Source organism: Streptomyces spinosus (assembly GCF_020400655.1).
GTDB classification, from domain to species: Bacteria; Actinomycetota; Actinomycetes; order Streptomycetales; family Streptomycetaceae; genus Streptomyces; species Streptomyces argyrophylli.
In genome coordinates this window covers 361,616-380,368 of record NZ_JAINRC010000009.1, presented here as the reverse complement: position 1 = coordinate 380,368, position 18,753 = coordinate 361,616, and the positions used below count along the sequence as shown (strand labels likewise).

General features: G+C 74.7%; 20 protein-coding genes. 6 read left to right on the top strand and 14 right to left on the bottom strand.

Annotated features, from left to right (window positions below; genetic code table 11):
* Positions 1 to 375: hypothetical protein (locus tag LG395_RS19540; protein WP_308071276.1), on the top strand; the 375-nt coding region annotated here is incomplete at its 5' end.
* A gap of 210 nt (positions 376 to 585) precedes the next feature.
* Here LG395_RS19540 and LG395_RS19535 read toward each other — a convergent pair.
* Complete coding sequence (locus tag LG395_RS19535) at positions 586 to 1,608, bottom strand: alcohol dehydrogenase (protein WP_225810645.1); 1,023 nt, start codon at positions 1,606 to 1,608, stop codon at positions 586 to 588.
* Positions 1,609 to 1,731: 123 nt separating this feature from the next.
* Positions 1,732 to 2,394: a TetR/AcrR family transcriptional regulator gene (locus LG395_RS19530; RefSeq protein WP_171150439.1), complete on the bottom strand. Its 663-nt coding sequence runs from the start codon at positions 2,392 to 2,394 to the stop codon at positions 1,732 to 1,734.
* Positions 2,395 to 2,534: 140 nt separating this feature from the next.
* Here LG395_RS19530 and LG395_RS19525 point away from each other — a divergent pair, with 140 nt between their 5' ends.
* Positions 2,535 to 3,788 (top strand): YncE family protein, encoded by a 1,254-nt coding sequence (locus LG395_RS19525; RefSeq protein ID WP_225810644.1) that lies wholly within the window; start codon positions 2,535 to 2,537, stop codon positions 3,786 to 3,788.
* 165 nt (positions 3,789 to 3,953) lie between these two features.
* Here LG395_RS19525 and LG395_RS19520 read toward each other — a convergent pair whose 3' ends face one another.
* Complete coding sequence (locus LG395_RS19520; protein WP_225810643.1) at positions 3,954 to 6,044, bottom strand: elongation factor G; 2,091 nt, start codon at positions 6,042 to 6,044, stop codon at positions 3,954 to 3,956.
* 182 nt (positions 6,045 to 6,226) lie between these two features.
* Between LG395_RS19520 and LG395_RS19515 the strand changes: the two genes are divergently transcribed.
* The gene (locus LG395_RS19515; protein ID WP_225810642.1) at positions 6,227 to 7,333 is read left to right on the top strand and encodes an XdhC family protein; all 1,107 of its coding nucleotides are present in this window, start codon (positions 6,227 to 6,229) and stop codon (positions 7,331 to 7,333) included.
* 157 nt (positions 7,334 to 7,490) lie between these two features.
* Here LG395_RS19515 and LG395_RS19510 read toward each other — a convergent pair whose 3' ends face one another.
* The 4 genes from LG395_RS19510 to LG395_RS41210 are packed head-to-tail and all read right to left on the bottom strand — an operon-like array spanning position 7,491 to position 9,862.
* Positions 7,491 to 8,126, bottom strand: coding sequence for a GNAT family N-acetyltransferase (locus tag LG395_RS19510; protein WP_225810641.1), 636 nt, complete (start codon positions 8,124 to 8,126; stop codon positions 7,491 to 7,493).
* A gap of 59 nt (positions 8,127 to 8,185) precedes the next feature.
* On the bottom strand, positions 8,186 to 8,686 hold the full coding sequence (locus LG395_RS19505) for a metallophosphoesterase family protein (protein WP_225810640.1): 501 nt from the start codon (positions 8,684 to 8,686) through the stop codon (positions 8,186 to 8,188).
* Positions 8,687 to 8,695: 9 nt separating this feature from the next.
* On the bottom strand, positions 8,696 to 9,706 hold the full coding sequence (locus LG395_RS19500) for an SDR family oxidoreductase (protein WP_225810639.1): 1,011 nt from the start codon (positions 9,704 to 9,706) through the stop codon (positions 8,696 to 8,698).
* A gap of 30 nt (positions 9,707 to 9,736) precedes the next feature.
* Entirely contained in the window at positions 9,737 to 9,862 is a 126-nt protein-coding gene (locus tag LG395_RS41210; protein WP_263982726.1) for a hypothetical protein, read from the bottom strand.
* 209 nt (positions 9,863 to 10,071) lie between these two features.
* Between LG395_RS41210 and LG395_RS19495 the strand changes: the two genes are divergently transcribed.
* Genes LG395_RS19495 through LG395_RS19485 form a run of 3 tightly spaced genes read left to right on the top strand, consistent with a single transcriptional unit; the run spans position 10,072 to position 12,492 of the window.
* The gene (locus LG395_RS19495) at positions 10,072 to 10,509 is read left to right on the top strand and encodes a MarR family winged helix-turn-helix transcriptional regulator (protein ID WP_171150446.1); all 438 of its coding nucleotides are present in this window, start codon (positions 10,072 to 10,074) and stop codon (positions 10,507 to 10,509) included.
* Positions 10,506 to 11,900, top strand: a complete 1,395-nt coding sequence (locus LG395_RS19490) for an MFS transporter (protein ID WP_225810638.1) — start codon at positions 10,506 to 10,508, stop codon at positions 11,898 to 11,900. Before LG395_RS19495 ends, LG395_RS19490 begins: the two co-directional genes overlap by 4 nt.
* A 7-nt stretch (positions 11,901 to 11,907) precedes the next feature.
* Positions 11,908 to 12,492: a hydrolase gene (locus LG395_RS19485; protein WP_171150448.1), complete on the top strand. Its 585-nt coding sequence runs from the start codon at positions 11,908 to 11,910 to the stop codon at positions 12,490 to 12,492.
* 74 nt (positions 12,493 to 12,566) lie between these two features.
* Here LG395_RS19485 and rfbB read toward each other — a convergent pair whose 3' ends face one another.
* From rfbB to LG395_RS19450, 7 genes are all read right to left on the bottom strand, one after another.
* The gene (rfbB, locus tag LG395_RS19480; protein ID WP_225810637.1) at positions 12,567 to 13,538 is read right to left on the bottom strand and encodes a dTDP-glucose 4,6-dehydratase; all 972 of its coding nucleotides are present in this window, start codon (positions 13,536 to 13,538) and stop codon (positions 12,567 to 12,569) included.
* A gap of 51 nt (positions 13,539 to 13,589) precedes the next feature.
* Positions 13,590 to 13,775 carry a hypothetical protein gene (locus tag LG395_RS19475; RefSeq protein ID WP_263982725.1) on the bottom strand — a complete coding sequence of 62 codons (186 nt, stop codon included), beginning with the start codon at positions 13,773 to 13,775 and terminating at the stop codon, positions 13,590 to 13,592.
* A gap of 143 nt (positions 13,776 to 13,918) precedes the next feature.
* Positions 13,919 to 14,275 (bottom strand): DUF6479 family protein, encoded by a 357-nt coding sequence (locus LG395_RS19470; protein ID WP_171159503.1) that lies wholly within the window; start codon positions 14,273 to 14,275, stop codon positions 13,919 to 13,921.
* A 354-nt stretch (positions 14,276 to 14,629) separates the two neighbouring features.
* Entirely contained in the window at positions 14,630 to 14,902 is a 273-nt protein-coding gene (locus tag LG395_RS19465; protein WP_171150451.1) for a hypothetical protein, read from the bottom strand.
* 81 nt (positions 14,903 to 14,983) lie between these two features.
* Positions 14,984 to 17,434 carry a SpoIIE family protein phosphatase gene (locus LG395_RS19460; RefSeq protein ID WP_372463440.1) on the bottom strand — a complete coding sequence of 817 codons (2,451 nt, stop codon included), beginning with the start codon at positions 17,432 to 17,434 and terminating at the stop codon, positions 14,984 to 14,986.
* A 365-nt stretch (positions 17,435 to 17,799) separates the two neighbouring features.
* Complete coding sequence (locus LG395_RS19455) at positions 17,800 to 18,372, bottom strand: GNAT family N-acetyltransferase (protein ID WP_171150453.1); 573 nt, start codon at positions 18,370 to 18,372, stop codon at positions 17,800 to 17,802.
* A 129-nt stretch (positions 18,373 to 18,501) separates the two neighbouring features.
* Positions 18,502 to 18,705, bottom strand: coding sequence for an MbtH family protein (locus tag LG395_RS19450; protein ID WP_171150454.1), 204 nt, complete (start codon positions 18,703 to 18,705; stop codon positions 18,502 to 18,504).
* Positions 18,706 to 18,753: the final 48 nt, after the last annotated feature.

Below are 18,753 nucleotides of genomic sequence, written 5' to 3'. Positions count from 1 at the left end.
CGGCGCCCCGTCCCCGGAGCGGGAGTTGACCGCGCGGTGACGGCCCACGACGAACGGGACCTCGTCCGGCAGATCGAGGGCCATCTGCTGCTGGCCGCCGCACGGGAGGAGGGCCGTGCCGCCGCCGTACGCCTCGGTTCCCGGCTCGGCTGGCTCACCGAGGGCCAACGGCAGCACGTGGAGCGGCAGTTCGAGGCCGAGTACCTCGCGCTGGCCCGGCTCTCGTGGCACCGCACGGCCGAGCGGGCGCAGGAGCTGCGGCAGGCGTACGAGGCACGGTACCGGGCGCTGCGCCGCCGGCTGCTGGCCTGCTGCGTGCTGGGCTGCGCGGGGCTCGCGGCGGTGGCCCTGCTGGCGGTGTCCGCCGGCGTCTAGCACCGGCCGTCGACCGCGGGGCCACTTCCGGCCGGGATGGCGCCCGCCGGCCGTGTCGCTGCCGCCGGCGCCGTCCGCGGTACTCCTGCGGGCCCCCCGGGGCCCGTCGTACCGGCGGCGCGCCGCCGCCCTGGGCGCCGGGGTCCGGGACGAGGACGCGCCGCGCCCGTGCTCACCGGGCCGACCGGGTGACGGGCTGACGTCGGTCCGTCAGGTGGTGAGCACCATCCGGAAGCGGGCTTTGCCGGACAGCATCTTCTGGTACGCCTCGTCCGCGTCGTCCAGCGGCACGTTCTCGGTCATGGGGCGGATGCCGTGCAGGGCGCTGAAGGCCATGGTGTCCTCCACGTCCTGCGAGGTGCCCGACGGGTGGCCGCGCACCACGCGGCCGGCCATGAGCAACTGGGTCGGATTGATGCCGAGGGGCGCGGTGTCCGCGCCGATGACCACCAGTTCGCCGCGGTGGGCCAGGCCGTCCACGGTGGCCGTGATGGCCTCGGAGTGCCCAGCGGTGGCCAGGACGACCTTGGCGCCGCCGAGGGACTTGAGCGCCTCGGCGACCGGGGTGCCCGAGGTGCTGTCGACGTAGTGGTGGGCTCCCAGTTGCTCGGCGAAGTCGGCCTTCGCCGCGCCGCGGGCGATCGCCACGGTCTCGAAGCCCATGGCCACCGCGTACTGCACGCCGAGGTGGCCGAGACCGCCGAGGCCGAGCACCGCGACCAGGTCACCGGGCCGCGCCGAGCTGCGCCGCAGCCCGTTGAACGTGGTCACGCCCGCGCAGGCCATCGGTCCGGCGTCGCTCGCGGAGAGCGCTTCGGGGATGCGGGCCAGGGCGTCGACGGGTGCGATCACCTTCTCGCCGAAGCCGCCGTCGTAGGCCCAGCCGGGGACCTTCAGGTTCGGGCACACGATGAAGTCGCCCTCGCGGCAGGCCCGGCAGTGGCCGCAGCTGCCGCCGAACCAGCCGACGGCCACCCGGTCGCCCTCCTGCCAGCCCCGCTCCCGCACGCCCTCGCCCAGTTCCTCCAGGTGCCCGGCGATCTCGTGTCCGGGGACCTCCGGGAACGACACGCCGGGCAGCCCGCCACTCACGAAGAGAGCGTCGCTGTGGCAGACCCCGCACGCTTCCACGGCGATCCTGACCTGGCCCGGTCCGGGTTGGCGGACCTCGCGCTCGACCAGCTCGAAGGTGCCGTTCGCAGCGGTGACCTGCGCGGCTCGATAGGTACTCATGGCTGTCTCCGGGAACGGGTACGGCGGCGTCCTCAGACCCAGCAGAGCAGCTCCGGCCCGATTCCGCGCGCCGAAGGGACCGCGCCCCGCCGGACCGCGCCGTCCGGCCGGGGCGCCCGCGGCTCAGGGGCTCCCGGGGCGCCAGCCCTCCGGGCGGAGCATGCCGAGCAGCAGCCGGACCAGTTCGTCCACCACCTCGTCCAGGGTGGCGTCCACCCAGCCGGCGCTCCAGTCGTGCAGCAGGCCGTTGACGCTGCCGATGAAGGCCGTGGCCGCGAGGCGGTAGTCGCGCGGCGCCGCCTCCCCGCGGGCGACGGCCGCGTCCGCCTCGGCGCGGATGAGGTCGATCCAGCGGGCGCGGCGGGCCAGGCGCTGCTCCTCCAGCCGGGGGCTGACGCCGACGATCTCCACGAAGGCGATGCGGATGCGGCGCGGGTCACGGGTGACGCCGTGGGCGTAGGCCCGGAAGAGCACGGTGGCGCGTTCGGCGAGCGGCAGCCCGTCCGCGTCGGCGAGCGCGTCCAGGACGGCCTGTTCGGCCCAGCCGTTGACCTGGAGGTGGAGGGCGGCGAGGACGTCCTCCAGGGTGCGGAACTCCTCGTAGAACTGGCGCGTGGACAGGCCGGCGGCCTGGCTCAGCGCGGCGACCGTGGTGCCCCGGTAGCCGGGGGTGCCGCCGAACAGCCCCAGTGCCGCGTCCAGGAAGCGGCGGCGGCGCTCGGCCTGCCGTTCCTCGGCGGACCGTCCGCCGTAGCGTCCCGTCGGCGCCCTGAGCCTGCCGTCCACGCGTCCCCCTCGGTCATCCCGCCGCTCCCCCAATCTTGTCGTGCACACATCTTGTCGAGAAGGCCATCCCTTCCTTACTTTTCAGTAAGTTCACTGTGAAAGCACCCGTGTTCAGATTCCCCCGAGGAAAGAGAGCCGTCATGGCTGCCTCCAGAACCAGGCACCTGTGCTCCGTGACCGCCGCCCTCGTCCTGACCGTCGCCGCCCCGGCGACCGCCGCCTCCGCAAGCTCCGCCGCCCCCGCGGGGCTGCGCGAGGTGCTGTTCGTCGGCAACAACTGGGACGGCACGGCCGATGTCATCCGCTCCTCCGGCGACTTCGCGAAGATCGGCCGGATCAACGTCATACCGGACAAGGCCGCGCGGATGGCCGAGATCAACGCGGACCCGATCAAGTGGATCTACTTCCAGGCGATCCGCAACAGCGTCGGCGAGGGCCACGACCAGTTCGCCGACGACATGTACTCCACGCCCGACGGCAGGTCGGTGGTGGTGTCCCGGCCCAGTTTCGCGGACGTCGTCTCCCTGGATCTCGCCACCGGGAAGGTCAACTGGCGTTTCCCGGTGGCCGGTTACCGCGCCGACCACATGGCGGTCTCCCCGGACGGCACCCGGGTGGCGGTCTCCGCCTCGACCGCGAACACCGTGCACGTCCTGGACATCGACACCGGCAGGCAGCTCGGGTCCTTCGCGACCGGTGACAAGCCGCACGAGAACATCTTCACCAAGGACGGCAAGTACATCTGGAACATGTCCATCGGCGACGTCAACACCGACCTGGACACCCCGGGCTGGGACTGGACCAAGGGCGACCGGCACATCACCGTCGTGGACGCGACGACGTACAAGCAGGTCAAGGTCATCGACATGCGGCAGCGGCTGGACGCGTTCGGGCTGAAGGACTTCTCCGACGCGGTCCGCCCGGCCGTGTTCTCCGCCGACGAGTCCAAGCTGTACTTCCAGGTGTCGTTCTTCAACGGCTTCCTGGAGTACGACGTCGCCACCGACAAGATCACCCGGATGAAGACGCTGCCGAAGAACCCGGCGACCAGCGAGGACCGCACCACCTGGGTCAACGACTCGCGTCACCACGGCATCTCGATGAACCCCGAGGGCACGAAGCTCTGCGTCGCGGGCACCATGGACGACTACGCGACCGTGGTCGACCGCGCCTCGCTCCAGGAGGGCCCGCTCGTCACGACGTCCAAGCCGTACTGGGCGACGGTCAGCGGGGACGGCAAGGACTGCATCGTCTCCGAGAGCGGCGCCGACCAGGTGACGGCGATCGACTTCGCCACCGGCAGGAAGGTGACGTCGGTCCCGGTCGGCGACCATCCGCAGCGCGTCCGGCTGGGGCACGTCCAGGCGGACTGGACCGGCCCCAGCGGGGGGTGACGCCGCACCGAGCCGTGGCCTCCGGGGCGTCCCCACTCACTCCGGAGGCCACACCCATGCCGTCGGTAGGCGCGCCGCCGCCCCTGCGGCGCGCCTACGGCACACCGGAAGTCCGTGTCGGTCGGCAGCGGCCGGCGGCTGCCCGTGCCGCCCGGCCCCCGGGACTCACGGGTGAGCCGACTGCGGGTCGGCCGAGGGCCGGCCGGGGCGTTCCCCGGCCCGGCGCATCACGTTCAGCAGGTACTCCTTCCGGTTCAGCGGGTTGTGGTCGGTGCGCGGACGTTCGGGGACCGTGCCGCGGGTGACCGGCGCGTAGTGGTCGAAGACGGTCTCCACCTCGCCCTCGCCCCGGGTCAGCCCCGGCAGCCGCTGCTCCAGCGCGTGCACCCGGGCGGCCGGCACGGTTCCCTCCAGGACACAGGTGGTCCCGTGCGTGCCGGTGGCCTCGGGCACGGCGCCGAGCCGGGCCAGCACCGGCAGCAGCGCGCCGAGGGTGTCGGCCGGCGCCTCCAGGCGGAAACGGTGCGCCGGCTCGTGCACCAGGGTGCCGGCCCGGCGCAGCGCCTCGGTCAGCACCAGCGGGGTCAGGCCCCGGAAGTCGTAGCCCGTGCTCGACATGCTCTTGTCGAAGCCCTGGTGCGCGTGACTCTGCCGGGGCGAGTAGCCGCAGTGGGTCATGGTGACCGTGCAGTCGACGACCTGCCAGCCGTGCAGCCCCTGGCCGAGCGTCTCGCGGACGGTGTCCTCGACCGCCTTGAAGAAGGCGTACGGCATCGAGCCCAGCTCCACCTCCAGCCGGAACGCCACGCCCGTGCCGGGCGGGGCCGGGTCGACGCGCAGGCCGACCGTGGCGAGGAAGGGGTTGGCGTCCTTCTTGTCGAACTCGACGGCGTGCCCGGTGGCGACCGGCCGCTCGACGCACAGGGTCGTCGTCTCGCGGAAGGTGACGGCCAGGCCGTACTCGTCGGCGAGGGTGGCCTGGACGACCTCCTTCTGCACCTCGCCGTAGAGGGACACGGAAATCTCCCCGCGCGGCCCGTCGTGGCGGACGCCGATGAGCGGGTCCTGTTCGGCGAGCTGGGTGAGCGCGAGGTGCAGCGAGCGGCGGTCCGTGCCGGCGCCGGGTACGACGACCGTCTCCAGGGTGGGCGGCGCGAAGTGGTGCTCGTACGACCGTCCCGGCGTGCCCAGCGCGTCACCGATCCGGATGCCGCCGAGACCCCGCACCTTGACGATCCGGCCCGCCCCGGCGCTGTCCGCCCGGGTGTCCGTGCCGTGGTCGAAGACGGCGAGCGCGGTGACGCGTCCCTCGGTGGCACGGGCGCCTGCGGGGCGGGCTTCGCGGTCGGTGGTGGTCTCCCGGCGGCCGTTCGCTCCCCTGCCCGGGTCCTTGCCACCATCACCGAAGGGGACGCGGTCGCGGACGCGCAGGGTGCCGGAGAAGAGGCGGGCATAGGCCACCCTCTCCCCCGCCGGACCCCGCTCCACCTTGAAGACGGTGCCCGAGAGGGGGCCGTCCGGGTCACCGGCGGCGGTGGGCAGCAGCCTCTGGATGCCGTCGACCAGCTCGGACACGCCGGCGCCCGTGATCGCGGAGCCGAAGTACACCGGGTGGACGGAGCCGTCCCGGGTCCGTGCGGCGAGCGCGCCGCGCAGCCGGGCCTCGGGGACCGCGCCGTCCAGAAGGTCGGCGAGCAGGACGTCGTCCTGGTCCGCCAGTGCCTCGGGCGCGGCCGGGCCGAGGCCGGGCAGGAAGCGGGCGGCACGCGTGCCGAGTCCGGCGGCGGTGCCCATGGGGACGAGCGGTACGGCGAGCCGCTCGGCCATCTGGCGGAGCACCGCCGTGCCCCGGGCGCCGCGCCGGTCGATCTTGTTGACGAAGACCAGGGCCGGGATGCGCAGCCGGCGCAGGGTGCGCATCAGCACCCGGGTCTGCGCCTGGACGCCTTCGACGGCGGAGACGACCAGGACGGCTCCGTCCAGCACGCCGAGCACCCGCTCCACCTCGGCGATGAAGTCCGGGTGACCGGGGGTGTCGATGAGGTTGACGGTGACGCGGTCGAGCGGGAAGGAGACGACGGCGGACTTGATGGTGATGCCGCGCTGCCGCTCCAGCGCGAGAGTGTCGGTGGTGGTGCTGCCGGCGTCGACGCTGCCGATCTCGTCGATCACTCCGGCGGTGTGCAGGAGCCGTTCGGTCAGGCTCGTCTTACCCGCGTCGACATGGGCGAGGATTCCCAGATTGAGCAATGGCACGAGGCGTCATGTCCTTGAGAGAGTGGGCGATTCCTTCCGGGCCGGACATGAACGGTGTGCGCATGATCGCTCCTGGTTCTCTCGGGACATCGACCGGTGCAGTGCAGCAGAAAGGCGGCCTCACCGCCAACGGATTAACGTTCAACCAGGTGCCGTGCCAGGTGTGAGCCGAGGAGCCGACGATGCGTGAGATTCTCGCCGTGCTGGACCGGTGGTACGCCGCCCGGGTGCCGTTCGGGCTGGCCACGGTCGTCGCGGTCAGCCGCAGCGCGCCGCGCGGGCCCGGTGCCGCGATGGCGGTCGGCCCGGACGGCGAGGTGGTCGGCAGCGTGTCGGGCGGCTGTGTGGAGGGCGCGGTGTTCGAGCTGGCCCAGGAGGCCGTCGAGAGCGGGGCGGCACGGCTGGAGACGTTCGGCTACAGCGACGAGGACGCCTTCGCGGTCGGGCTCACCTGCGGTGGCGAGATCACCGTGCTGGTACGGCCGGTGTCCCCGGCCCGGGACCCGGCGTTCGGCGCGGTCGCCGCGTCCGTCGCGGGCGGTGAGCCGGTCACCGTGGCCACCGTGGTCGACGGGCCGGCGCCGTGCGGGTCGACGCTCGCGGTGTGGCTCCGCACGGCCGCCGGCACCCTCGGGACCCCGGGGCTCGACGCCGCCGTCGCCGCCGACGCGCGCGGCGAACTCGCCCTCGGCGTGACCGGCCTGCGGCACTACGGCCCGCACGGGGAGCGCCGCGAGGACACCGTCACGGTGTTCCTCCAGTCCTTCGCGCCGCCGCCGCGCATGCTGGTGTTCGGGGCCATCGACTACGCCGCCGCCGTGGCCCGCATCGGGGACTTCCTCGGTTACCGGGTCACCGTGTGCGACGCCCGGCCGGTGTTCGCCACGCCCCACCGGTTCCCGGAGGGGGCGGAGGTCGTCGTGGACTGGCCGCACCGTTATCTGCGCGGCACGCACACCGACGAGCGGACGGTGATCTGCGTCCTGACCCATGACCCGAAGTTCGACGTGCCGGTGCTGCTGGAGGCGCTGCGGCGGCCGGCGGCGTACATCGGAGCGATGGGCAGCCGGCGCACCCACGACGACCGGCTCCGCCGCCTGATCGAGTCGGGCCTCACCGACCGGGAACTGTCCCGCCTGCGCTCCCCCCTCGGCCTGGACCTGGGCGCCCGCACGCCGGAGGAGGTGGCGGTGTCGGTGGCGGCGGAGATCGTGGCCCTGAGGTGGGGCGGCACCGGGTCACCGCTGAGCGGGACGAGGGGGGCGATCCATCCCCGGGGAGTGGGGTGACCGCTCCTGCCGGCGTGCGCCGGGGATGCCGGCGGTGCGGGCCGCTCCCGAGGCCGGCGGTACTGCCCGGCCTGCCCGGCGGTGGTGCCGGCCGGAGAGTCCTGCCGGGGCGTGCACCCCCCGGCGCTGACGGTGCCCGCCGGGTGTCCGGGGCGGGTCAGGCCCCGCGGCACCGGCATGATCCGGATGACAGGGCCTGGCCGGGGTCTCCGGCCACGCGCGCGTGGAGGTGCTGGTCGTGCCAGCCGTCGGCGTGCAGGAGGGCGCTGCGCTGGGTGCCCTCGTAGCCGAATCCGGCCTTCTCGGCGACCCGGCAGGACGCCGGGTTGGCGACGGAGTGGCACAGGATCAGGCGGTGCAGGCCGAGGTCGTCCAGGGCCCACCGGCTCAGCCGGCGTGCCGCCCGGACGGCGAGGCCCGTTCCGCGCGCCGCGGGCAGCACCCAGTACAGGACTTCGGCGGTTCCGGCGGCGAGGTCGACGCCGTTCAGTCCGGCGAGGCCGACGGGCGCGCCGCCCCGCGGGGCGATGGCCCAGACGACCCCGGTCTCGGCCCGCCGGCGCCCGTGCAGGCGCTCGATCCGGGCCCTGGCCTCCGCGCGGTCGGCGACGGTGAAGAGGTTCCACCTGCTGATGTCCGGGTCCCGCCCGGCGGCGAGCAGGGCGTCCGCGTCGGCGTCGGTCAGCTGCCAGGACCGCAGTTCCAGGCCGTCGGCGAGCGGCAGTACGGGCTGGCCGGGCTCGGCGAGGCGGCCCTGAGGCACGACGGCGGGTATGCCGGAGCTGGAGATCACCGCCGCATCCTGCCACAGCCGGCGAGCGTCGGCCGGGGCCGGCCGGGGCCCGCCACCGGCTACCGTCGCGGCAGCCGGTGCAGGGTCACCTCGGTGAGGGCTCCGTCGGCGACCGTGGCGGTGAGGTACGTGCAGTGGGGCTGGCGGCGGCGGTCCGTCGGGGAGCCGGGGTTGAGCAGCCGCAGGCCGCCGGGGGCGGTGGTGTCCCAGGGGATGTGGCTGTGCCCGAAGACCAGGACGTCCAGGTCGGGGAAGCGTGCGGCGCAGCGGGCCTCGCGGCCCTGGGCGGGGCCGGTCTCGTGGACGACCCCGAAGCGCAGGCCGCCCAGGTCGGCGCGGGCCACCTCGGGGAGCCGGGCGCGCAGTTCGGGGCCGTCGTTGTTGCCGTACACACCGATCAGCCGGCGGCTGCGGCTCTCCAGCAGGTCGAGGGTGGCGGTGTCGACCCAGTCCCCGGCGTGGAATACGACGTCCGCGCGCGGGAGTTCGGCGAGCAGCGGCTCCGGCAGCACCTTGGCGCGCCTGGGCAGGTGCGTGTCGGACATGAGCAGGAGGCGCACCTCGCCGGCCTACGCGCAGGAGGAGGTGAGGCGGCGGACGCCGCGTACGGTGCCCAGCAGCGCGACGCCCGCGCCGAGCGCGGTGGCGGCGGGGTGCCGGACCAGGGTCTCCTGCCAGGAGCGGGCGTGGGCGGTGTCGTCGAAGGCGCCGTGGGCGCCCTGGTCGTCGGCGATCTCGCGGTCCACCGGCTCGAACAGGTTGTCCAGGCCGGCGGGCGGGATGCGGTCGGTCTGCTGGGAGTCGTAGCCGGTGCGGGCCAGGTAGCGGTCGAGCAGCGCGGGGACGAACCGGTTGGCCCAGATGGTGGCGACGGTGGACGCGCCGACGTAGTACTGCTTGCGGCCCGGGTGGTCGGCGGCGTACAGCACGCCCCGCGCGGCCACCTCGGGCTGGTAGATCGGCGGGACCGGCATGGGGTGCCTGGCGAGACGCGAGCGGACCCATTCGAACTGGGGCGTGTTGACGGCGGGCATCTGGGCGACGGTGACGCGCACGTTGCTGCCCCGGTGCAGCAGTTCCGTGCGCAGGGAGGAGGTGAAGCCGTTGATGGCGTGCTTGGCTCCGCAGTACGCCGACTGCAGGGGGATCGAGCGTTCCCCGAGCGCGGAGCCGACCTGCACGATCGTGCCCTGGTCGCGGGGGAGCATGCGCTTCAGGGCGGACCGCGTGCCGTTGACGAAGCCGAGGTAGGTCACCTCGGTGATCCGCCGGTACTCCTCGGGGGTGATCTCCTCGAACGGCGCGAACACGCTGGCGAAGGCGCAGTTGATCCAGGTGTCGATGGGACCGAACTCCTTCTCCGCGGCCTCGGCGACGGCCTCCGTCCGGGCCGGGTCGGCCACGTCGGCGGGCTGTACCAGCGGCCGTCCGCCGAGCGCCGCGACCTCGTCGGCCGCCGCCTCCAGGCCGCCCTCGCCGCGCGCGACCAGGACGACGTCGGCGCCGCGCCTGGCGTACAGGCGGGCGGTGGCGCGGCCGATGCCGGCGCTGGCGCCGGTGATGACGACGGTGGGGGGCATGTTCCTCTCCTCCTGCGTACGCGGTGTCTGTCAGTCCGCCCCGTAGGGCGCCGCCCGTTCCTCCCCGGGGGCCGGGCCGAGGCCGGGTGTGCCGGTGGGCACGGCGGGGACGGCGGTGTCCGGGGTCTCGGCGGCCGGCCGGCCGCTCAGGGTCACCTCCTGTCACCTCCTCGTCCGGCGCAGTCCGGCCGCCTCCAGGCCGGACCTGTCCGGAGGGGTCATCCGTGCTCCTCGCTTCGCTCCGTACGCGGAAGAGTGCCGGGCCGCCGCGCTGTCCGAGGTCCGTTGAGTACCCCGGCAAACAGACAGTCAAAACTGAACAGTTTCAACTGGACAGTTTGTGCTGTCGGTCCTAGTCTGGCGACATGGCTGACATCTCCGACTCCGCCGCCCGCGCCGCACGCGACCTGCGCGTGGTGTTCAGCAGGCTGCGGCGCCGTATCCGCGAGGTGGCGCAGGACGCCGACCTCAGCCCGTCGCAGGAGTCGGCGCTCACCCTGGTCGGCAAGCACGGCGCGGCCACCGCGAGCGCGCTCGCCGCCGCGGAGGGGGTGCGCCCGCAGTCCATGGCCACCACGCTGGCCGCCCTGGAGCAGCACGGGCTGGTCCGCCGGGCCCCGGACCCCGACGACGGCCGCCGCCAGCTGGTCACGCTGACCGACGCCGGCCGGGCCCGGATCGAGGGCAACCGGCAGGTGCGCGAGGAGTGGCTCGCCCGCGCCTTCCAGGACCGCTACACCGAGGAGGAGCGGCAGACCGTCCTCTCGGCGCTGGAGCTGATGGAACGGCTGTCCCGGCCGTGATACCGAGGCTCACCGCCCGCACCCGGGCCGCCGGCCCCTCCCCCGACGGGTTCGACCGCCGGCTCATCCCGCCGATGATCCTCGGCTCGGTCCTGAACCCGGTCAACTCCTCGATGATCGCCGTGACGCTCGTGCCGATCGGCGTGGCGTTCGGCGCGCCGCCCGCCGAGACGGTGTGGCTGGTCTCGGCGCTCTACGTGGCGACCGCCGTCGGCCAGCCCGTCATCGGCCGCCTGGTGGACATGTACGGCCCGCGCCGGCTCTACCTCGCCGGTACGGCCCTGGTCGGCTTCGCCGGTCTGCTCGGCGCGCTCGCCCCCTCGCTCGGCGCGCTGATCGCGGCCCGGGTGCTGCTGGGCCTCGGCACGTCGGCGGCGTACCCGGCGGCGATGCGGCTGACCCGCGCCGAGGCCGAACGCACCGGGCGGGACAGCCCGGCGGGCGTGCTGACCGCGCTCGCCGTGGCCAACCAGACGGTGGCCGTCGTCGGGCCCGCGCTCGGCGGGCTGCTGATCCAACTGGGCGGCTGGCGGGCCGTGTTCACCGTCAACGTGCCGCTGTCGGCGGCCTGTCTGGTGCTCGGCGCGCTGCGGCTGCCCCGGTCCGTGACCCGGCGGCGCGGCCTGGACGTGCCCGGCATGGCGCTGTTCGCCGTCCTGCTGATCGCGCTGATGCTGTTCCTGATGGAGCCGCGGACCGGCCGCTGGTACCTGCCGGTGCTGTCCGCCGCGGCCGCCGCCGGCTTCGCGCTACGCGAGCTGCGGACGCCGGACCCGTTCATCGACCTGCGCGTCCTCGGCGGCAACGGGCCGCTGCTCGCCACCTACGTGCGCCAGTTGCTCGGCTACACCACCGCCTACGCCTTCATGTACGGCTACACGCAGTGGCTGGAGCAGGGCCGCGGGCTCGGCGCCTCCACGGCCGGGCTCGCGCTGCTGCCGCTGTCGGCGGCGGCGCTCACCGCCTCCGCGCTGACCGGGCGCCGGGAGGCGGTGCGCGCCAAACTGCTCACGGCTTCCGTCCTCCAGCTCGTGGGCTGCGCGGTGCTGTTCGTGATCGGCGACCGCAGCCCGTTCTGGCTGCTGCTCGCGGTCGGTGTGCTGCTCGGCGTCCCGCAGGGGCTGATCGGCCTGGCCACGCAGAACGCGCTGTACCGGCAGGCCGAGCCGGAGCGGATCGCCTCCGCGGCCGGGCTGCTGCGGACCTTCACGTACCTCGGCGCACTGGCCGCGTCCGCCGCCACCGCGGCGTTCTACCCGCACCGCGCCGACACGGCCGGGCTGCACGGCCTGGCCCTGTTCATGCTCGCCGGCTCCGCACTGCTGCTGGCGACGATCCTGCCCGACCGGTCCCTCGGCCGGCCGGCCACCCGAGACACCCGAAAGGCCTGACCGACCCATGTCGCTCACCACGCTCGACCCCCGTACCGCCCTCGTCGCGATCGACCTCCAGAACGGCATCGTGGCCATGCCCACCCAGCCGTACCCGGGCGCCGAGATCGTCTCCCGCACGTCCGCGCTCGCCGACGCCTTCCGCTCGCACGGGCTGCCCGTGGTCCTGGTGCGGGTCTCCTTCGCAGCGGACGGGGCGGACGCCGTCCCGGGCCGCACCGAGCGCCAGCCGCGCGGGCTCGCCTTCCCGGAGGGCTGGGACGTCGTCGTCGACGACCTGTCCGGACACCCCGGCGACATCCGTGTCACCAAGCACAACTGGAGCGCCTTCCACGGCACCGACCTGGACGTCCAGCTCCGCCGCCGGGGCATCACGCAGATCGTGCTGACCGGCATCGCCACCAGCATCGGCGTGGAGTCCACCGCGCGCGACGCCTACGCGCACGGCTACCACGTCACCCTCGCCACGGACGCCATGGCGGACGCGGACGCGGACGCGCACGTCAACAGCGTCGAGCGCATCTTCCCGCGGCTCGGCGAGACCGGCACGACGGACGAGATCCTGGAACTGCTGGCCAAGACCCACGCCTGACCGCCGGGCCGGGCGCCGTCCCCCGGACCGGCGTCCCCGGTCCGGGGGTGCGGGCCGCGGCGGACTCCGCCCGCTCAGCGGGCGGTGCGCCGCTTGAGCGGCTCCCACCAGGACCGGTGGGCGCGGTACCAGGCCACCGTCTCGGCGAGGCCCGTGGTGAAGTCGCGGCGCGGCCGGTAGCCGAGTTCGTCGCGGGCCTTGCTCCAGTCGAGCGAGTAGCGCAGGTCGTGGCCCTTGCGGTCGGGCACGTGCACCACGTGTTCCCAGCCCGCCCCGCACGCCTCCAGCAGCAGGCCGGTCAGCTCCTTGTTGGTCAGCTCCGTGCCGCCGCCGAGGTGGTAGACCTCGCCGGGGCGGCCCTGCGTGCGGACCAGGTCGACGCCGTGGCAATGGTCGTCGACGTGCAGCCAGTCGCGGACGTGGTGCCCGTCGCCGTACAGCGGCACGGGCAGGCCGTCGAGGAGGTTGGTCACGAAGAGCGGGATCACCTTCTCGGGGAACTGGCGCGGCCCGTAGTTGTTGGAGCAGCGGGTGATCCGCACGTCCAGGCCGTGGGTGCGGTGGTGGGCGAGGGCGATGAGGTCGGCGGAGGCCTTCGACGCGGCGTACGGCGAGTTGGGCGCGAGCGGCTGGGTCTCGAACCAGGATCCGGTCCGCAGGGAGCCGTAGACCTCGTCGGTGGAGACGTGCACGAACGGGCCGGTGCCGTGCCGCAGGGCCGCGTCCAGCAAGGTCTGGGTGCCGAGCACGTTGGTGCGGACGAACTCCCCGGCCTCCTCGATCGACCGGTCGACGTGCGACTCCGCGGCGAAGTGCACCACCTGGTCGGCGTCCGCCATCAGTTCGCCGACCAGGCCCGCGTCACAGACGTCCCCGTGCACGAAGTCCAGCCGGGGGTGGCCGACGGGGAGGTTGGTGAGCGTGCCCGCGTAGGTGAGCTTGTCGAGCACGGTGATGTGGGGTGCGTCCGGCGCGTCGGCCGCGAGGAGCCCGCGCACGTAGTGGGAGCCGATGAAGCCGGCGGCGCCGGTGACGAGCAGGTTCATGACCGGAGTATGACCGCGGGGCGTGACGACGTCCGGTCGTCCCCTCGGGGTTCAGTCCTCGCCGCGCACGATGTTGTCCTCGGGGCCCGGGCCCTGCCACTGCGCGGAGGCGCGGTCCTGGACGGCGGGCACGCAGGTGCGCACTCCCCGGTCGCGCCGGCGGCGGGCCTGGGCCCAGTCCGTCTCCGCGTCGGGTACGGCCGGTTTCTCACTGGCATGCGCGGTCACGTCGTTCATCTTCCTTCTGCGTTCCGCCCGCCGCGGGCGCCGTTCGCGGGATCGCCCGGGCCCGGGGTGAGCCGTGTGCCCCGCCGGGTCCCCGGGGCGGGCGGCCCGCAAACACGGCGGCGCCGCGCACCGGGCCGGGTGCGGCCCCCGGGTCAGGTACGGCCGCCTCCGCCACCGCCGAAGGACCCGCTGGACCCGGGCGACCAGCGGGGGCGGCGCTGGTCGTCGGCGCGCTTGGTGCCGACGTTGCCGAGCTGGTGGGGGGTGAGGCGCTCGCCCTCGTCGGCGGCCCGGGGCACCTCGTCGGGCTCACGCACCTCGTGGGTCTCGTACACCGGCCCGGACGGCGGCATCTTCGGCTGCTCGTCGGGCCGCGGCGGCGCCGGCTCCCGCTCGCGCACCTTGAAGCCCAGCCGGAAGGCCCAGATGAGTCCCGCGACGCAGGCCACTCCGGCGATCAGGATCAGGGCGTAACCGAAGACCTGGGCACCCGTGGCCGCTTCGTACATGGCGTTGTTCATGACCACCGGGTACCCGGCGCGACGCGACGGATGCGCGGGCCCACCCGAACGGGCCGGTGGGTGGCGGGCGGCAGGTGCGGTCGAGGGTCTCGGCCGGGCGGGCCCGGGGGCCGTGGCCAGGTGCGGCCGTCGACCTTGGCCAGGTGCAGCCGTGGGCCGCGACCAAGGCCCGGCCCGAGCGCGCGGCCAGGCCCCGGCTGCGGGGCACGACCACCCCCGGACCGAGCCCACGACCGGACCCGGCCCCGGGCCACGACCGAGCCCGGCACCCGCCCACGGCCGGCCCGGAGCGCAGGTCACGGCCAGGCCGGGCCGCGGCGCACGACCGGGCCCGGCTGTCGATCAGTCCGTTTCCTCCGTCGCCGCCCGCTCCACCTCCGCCTCGACCTCGGCCCGTGGCCGGCCGGTCTGCCGGGCGTACTCGCTCACCGCCGTCTGCACTTCGCGGGCGAGGTCCCGCCAGGCCCGCAGGGCGGTCTCGTAGGTGCCCGACTGGGCGCCGGTCATCCGCCGCTCGGCCGGCGGACCGTAGGCGTCCCGCAGTTCCTGCACCTGGGCGTGGGCGGCGGCGGCCGCGCGCTGCTTGGCGACCAGTTCTTCGAAGGTGTGCGACACGCCAACCGACCCTAGGCAGGTCCGGTCCGCGCGCCCACCGCGACCTGCCGGGACCGCCGCCACCCGTACCCGAGTGGCGGGTCAGCGGCCCGGTCCGAGGTCCGCCCAGACCTGTTTGCCGCCGCTGACCGGGACCGTGCCCCAGGCCGCCGACACCGCCTCCACCAGCAGGATGCCCCGGCCGCCGGTGGCCTCCCAGCCGATGCTGGTCGGCTTGACGGGGCTGCGCGGGGAGGTGTCGGCGACGGCGAGCCGCAGCCGGTGGTTGACCAGGCTGAGATCGAGCCGCACCTGGCCGCCGGTGTGCACCAGGGCGTTGGTGACGAGTTCGGACACGACCAGCAGGGCCGCGTCGATCGTGTCCCCGGGCACGCCCCAGGCACGCAGAGTGCGCCGGGTGAAGCGGCGGGCGTGCCGGACCGCCTCCGGCACCCGCCACACCGTCCAGCTCTCCCGGAGCGGGCGTACCGCCAGTCCGTCGTAGCGCATGAGCAGCAGCGCCACGTCGTCGTCGCGGTGGGCGCCGGTGAGCAGGGCGTCGGCGACCAGGCCGAGGTGGGCGGGGTCGGCGGCGGCCAGTTCGCGGGCCAGCCGGTCCATGCCGGCGTCGAGGTCGGTCTCCGGTGACTCCACCAGGCCGTCGGTGGTCAGCGCGATCACGGTGCCGGGCTGGAGCCGCAGCGGGGTCATCGGGAACTCGGCCTGGGCGAGGACCCCCAGCGGTGGGCCGCCCTCCGCCCGCACGATCTCGGCGGTGCCGTCCGGGTGGCGCAGCACCGGCTGCACGTGCCCGGCGCGGACGCACCAGGCGGTGCCCTGCTCGACGTCGACGTCGACGTAGGCGCAGGTGGCGAAGAGGTCGGTCTCCATGTCCAGCAGCAGCCGGTTGGCGTGCGCCACGACGACGTCCGGGGGGTGGCCCTCGGCGGCGTAGGCGCGCAGCGCGGTGCGCATCTGGCCCATCAGGGTGGCGGCGCCCGCGTTGTGGCCCTGGACGTCGCCGATCACCAGGGCCACGTGGTTGTCGGCCAGCGGGATCACGTCGTACCAGTCGCCGCCGACCTCCAGGCCGGCCGTGGTGGGCAGGTAGCGGGCGACGGCGACCGCGCCGGGCAGCCGGGGCAGCCGGCGGGGCAGCAGGGTGCGCTGGAGCATGCCGACGAGTTCGTGCTCGGCGTCGAAGGCGTGGGCGCGCAGCAGGGCCTGGCCGGTCAGGCCGGCGCAGGCGGTGAGCAGGGCGCGTTCGTCGGGGGCGAAGTCGTGCGGGCGGTCCCAGCCGACCAGGCAGGCGCCGGCCATGCGGCTGCCGGCGGGCAGCGGCAGCACGGCGAGGCCGCCCGGTCCGACCTCGGCGAGGGCGGGCTCCAGCGGTGAGCCGGCGGGCCAGATCCTGGCGCGGCCCTCGCGCAGCGCGGCGGCCAGGGTGGGCATGGCGCGCACCGGCGCGTCGGGCCATTCGGTGCGCCACTCGCTGCGCCACACCTCGGGCCAGGCCTCGGGTTCGGGCGGGTCGAGGACGGTGACGACCAGCCGGTCGTTCTCCAGTTCGGCCAGGGCGATCCGGTCGGCCCGCAGCGGCTTGCGCAGGGCGGCCACGACGGCCTGGCCGACGTCCTTGACGGTGCCGGCGGTGGCGAGGGCGGCGGCGAGGCGCTGCACGCGGGCGACGTCGGTGACGTCGGAGCGCATGCTGGAGGCGTCGGCGACGGTGCCGACGAGCCGGGCGGAGCGGCCCTCGCCGCCGGGCAGCAGCCGGCCGCGCAACCGCAGCCACCTGGGCGGACCGGAGGGCTGGAGGATGCGGAACTCCAGCTCGCGGTCGCCGATGGACATGTGGTCGGCCTCGACCACCGACATCAGCGCGGGCAGGTCCTCCGGCACCGCGCGGCCGAGCAGGGTCTCCACGCGGCCGTCGAAGCTCTCCCGGTCGATCCCGAACAGCCGCAGGATCGCCCCGCCGGCCTCCACCCGGCCGGTGTCCATGATCAGGCTGAAGGCGTCCTCGGTCAGCTCGCCGGTGTCCCGGGCGACGGCGGGGGCGGGGACGGCCACGGCGCGGGCGATCAGCTCCAGGCTGGTCCGGTCGTCGGTCCCGAAGCCGCCCGGTTGCTCTCCGACGGCCAGCAGACAGCCGCCGCCCGCCGGGCCGAGCGGCAGGACGGCCACGGAGAAGTCCGGGGACGGGGTACGGCGGGAGTCGGCGCCGGCGGCCAGTTCGGCGGGGCCCAGCCAGCGCGGGAGTCCGGTGCGGTGCGCCTCGGCGACCGGGGAGGTGCCGGCGGCCGGGTAGCAGTCCCGCAGGCCGTACAGGGTGCGGGGCAGACCGGCCGACTCGGCGAGGCAGAGTTCGGTGGCGTCGTCGCCGGGCGTGTACACCCCGGCGAAGGACGCGCCCGCGAACACGAGCGCCTGTTCGAGCACCCGGCGCAGCCGGTCGGGTGTGGCCGGCGACGCCATCAGCGACGCGAGGGCGGCTTCGGCACGCTGCGGCGCCGTTCTCGTCCCGCTGATCGCAGCGCCCTCACTCACCACGTCGCCATTACAGCGCGTATGAGCCGCCTGCGCAGCCCCTGTGAACCGCGCTGGGCGGACGCGCCCGGCCACACCTGGCGGAGGGCGACCGCCGACGGGCGGGGGCGAGCGGGAAGGGTGGACACGCCCCGTGAACCGGCCGCCGGCGGCGGTGTCCCCTGGGCAGGCGGACGAGGCGGGCCGCGGCGCGTCCCCGCCGCCAGGCCCGCCGGACAGGACGCCGGCCGGGGCGGACGGCCGTGCGGGGACGGCGTCCGTCGCGGTACGGCTGTAGGCGGACCGGCTCGCGGCGGACCGCCACGCGGGGGCGCGTGCCGGCGGCGGTCCGTCGGTAGCGGCGTCGGCGCATCGGGGCGCGCCGGGGCTCACACGGGATCCTCGACGGCCGCCGCGCCCGCCCCCTCGGCGACCGCCGGCTCCCCCGGCTCCTTGGTGGAGATGACCACCAGCTTGGTCACCGTGCCGTCGTCCCCCACGACGTCGCGGACGTGGCGGAAACCCAGGCGGCGGCACATGGCCAGGCTGGCGGTGTTGTCGGCGCCGACCATGCCGTACGCCTCGGTGAGTCCGAGATTGTCGGCGGCGTGGCGGAGCAGTCCGCGTACCGCCTCGCCGCCCAGTCCGCGCCCCCAGTGCCCCGGGGCGAGCGCGGTGACGAGTTCGTGGCCGTCGACGTTGCCGGTCGGCTTCACCTCCGCGTGACCGACGTACACGCCCGCGTGCCACAGGCCCCACACGTCGAAGCGGCGCTGGGGGTAGACGTCGGTGAGGATCGCGCGGAACAGCTCGCGGATCTGCTGCTCGGGCACGCGTTCCTGGCCCATCCAGCGGCACACCTCCTCGTCGCGCAGCAGGGCGACGAAGGCGTCCTCGTGTTCGGGCCGGTAGGGGAGGAACTCCAGGCGTTCGGTGTGCAGGACGGGGGTCACGGACGTCATGGCGGACTCCTCGGTAGTGATGCGGTGCGGCGGGTGCCGGGCGACCGGCGACGCGTGGGGGGAGGAGTGGGAGGGGAGGTGCCGGGCCGCCCTGTGGGGGGGCGGCCCGGCGTGGCGGACGCGCGGGCGTCAGGCGCCGGCGTTCTCCATGCGCTCGCGCAGGCTCTTGGGCCGCATGTCGGTCCAGACCTCGTCGACGTACGCGGAGCACTCGGCCTCGGTGCCCTCCTTGCCGACGGGCTCCCAGCCGGCGGGCACCTCGATGTCGGCGGGCCAGAGGGAGTACTGCTCCTCGTCGTTGCGCAGCACCTGGTAGCGGGTGTTCTCGTCCATGTCGGTCTCCTCGGGGATCGGGTCGGGGTGTGCTGGTGCCGGGTGGGG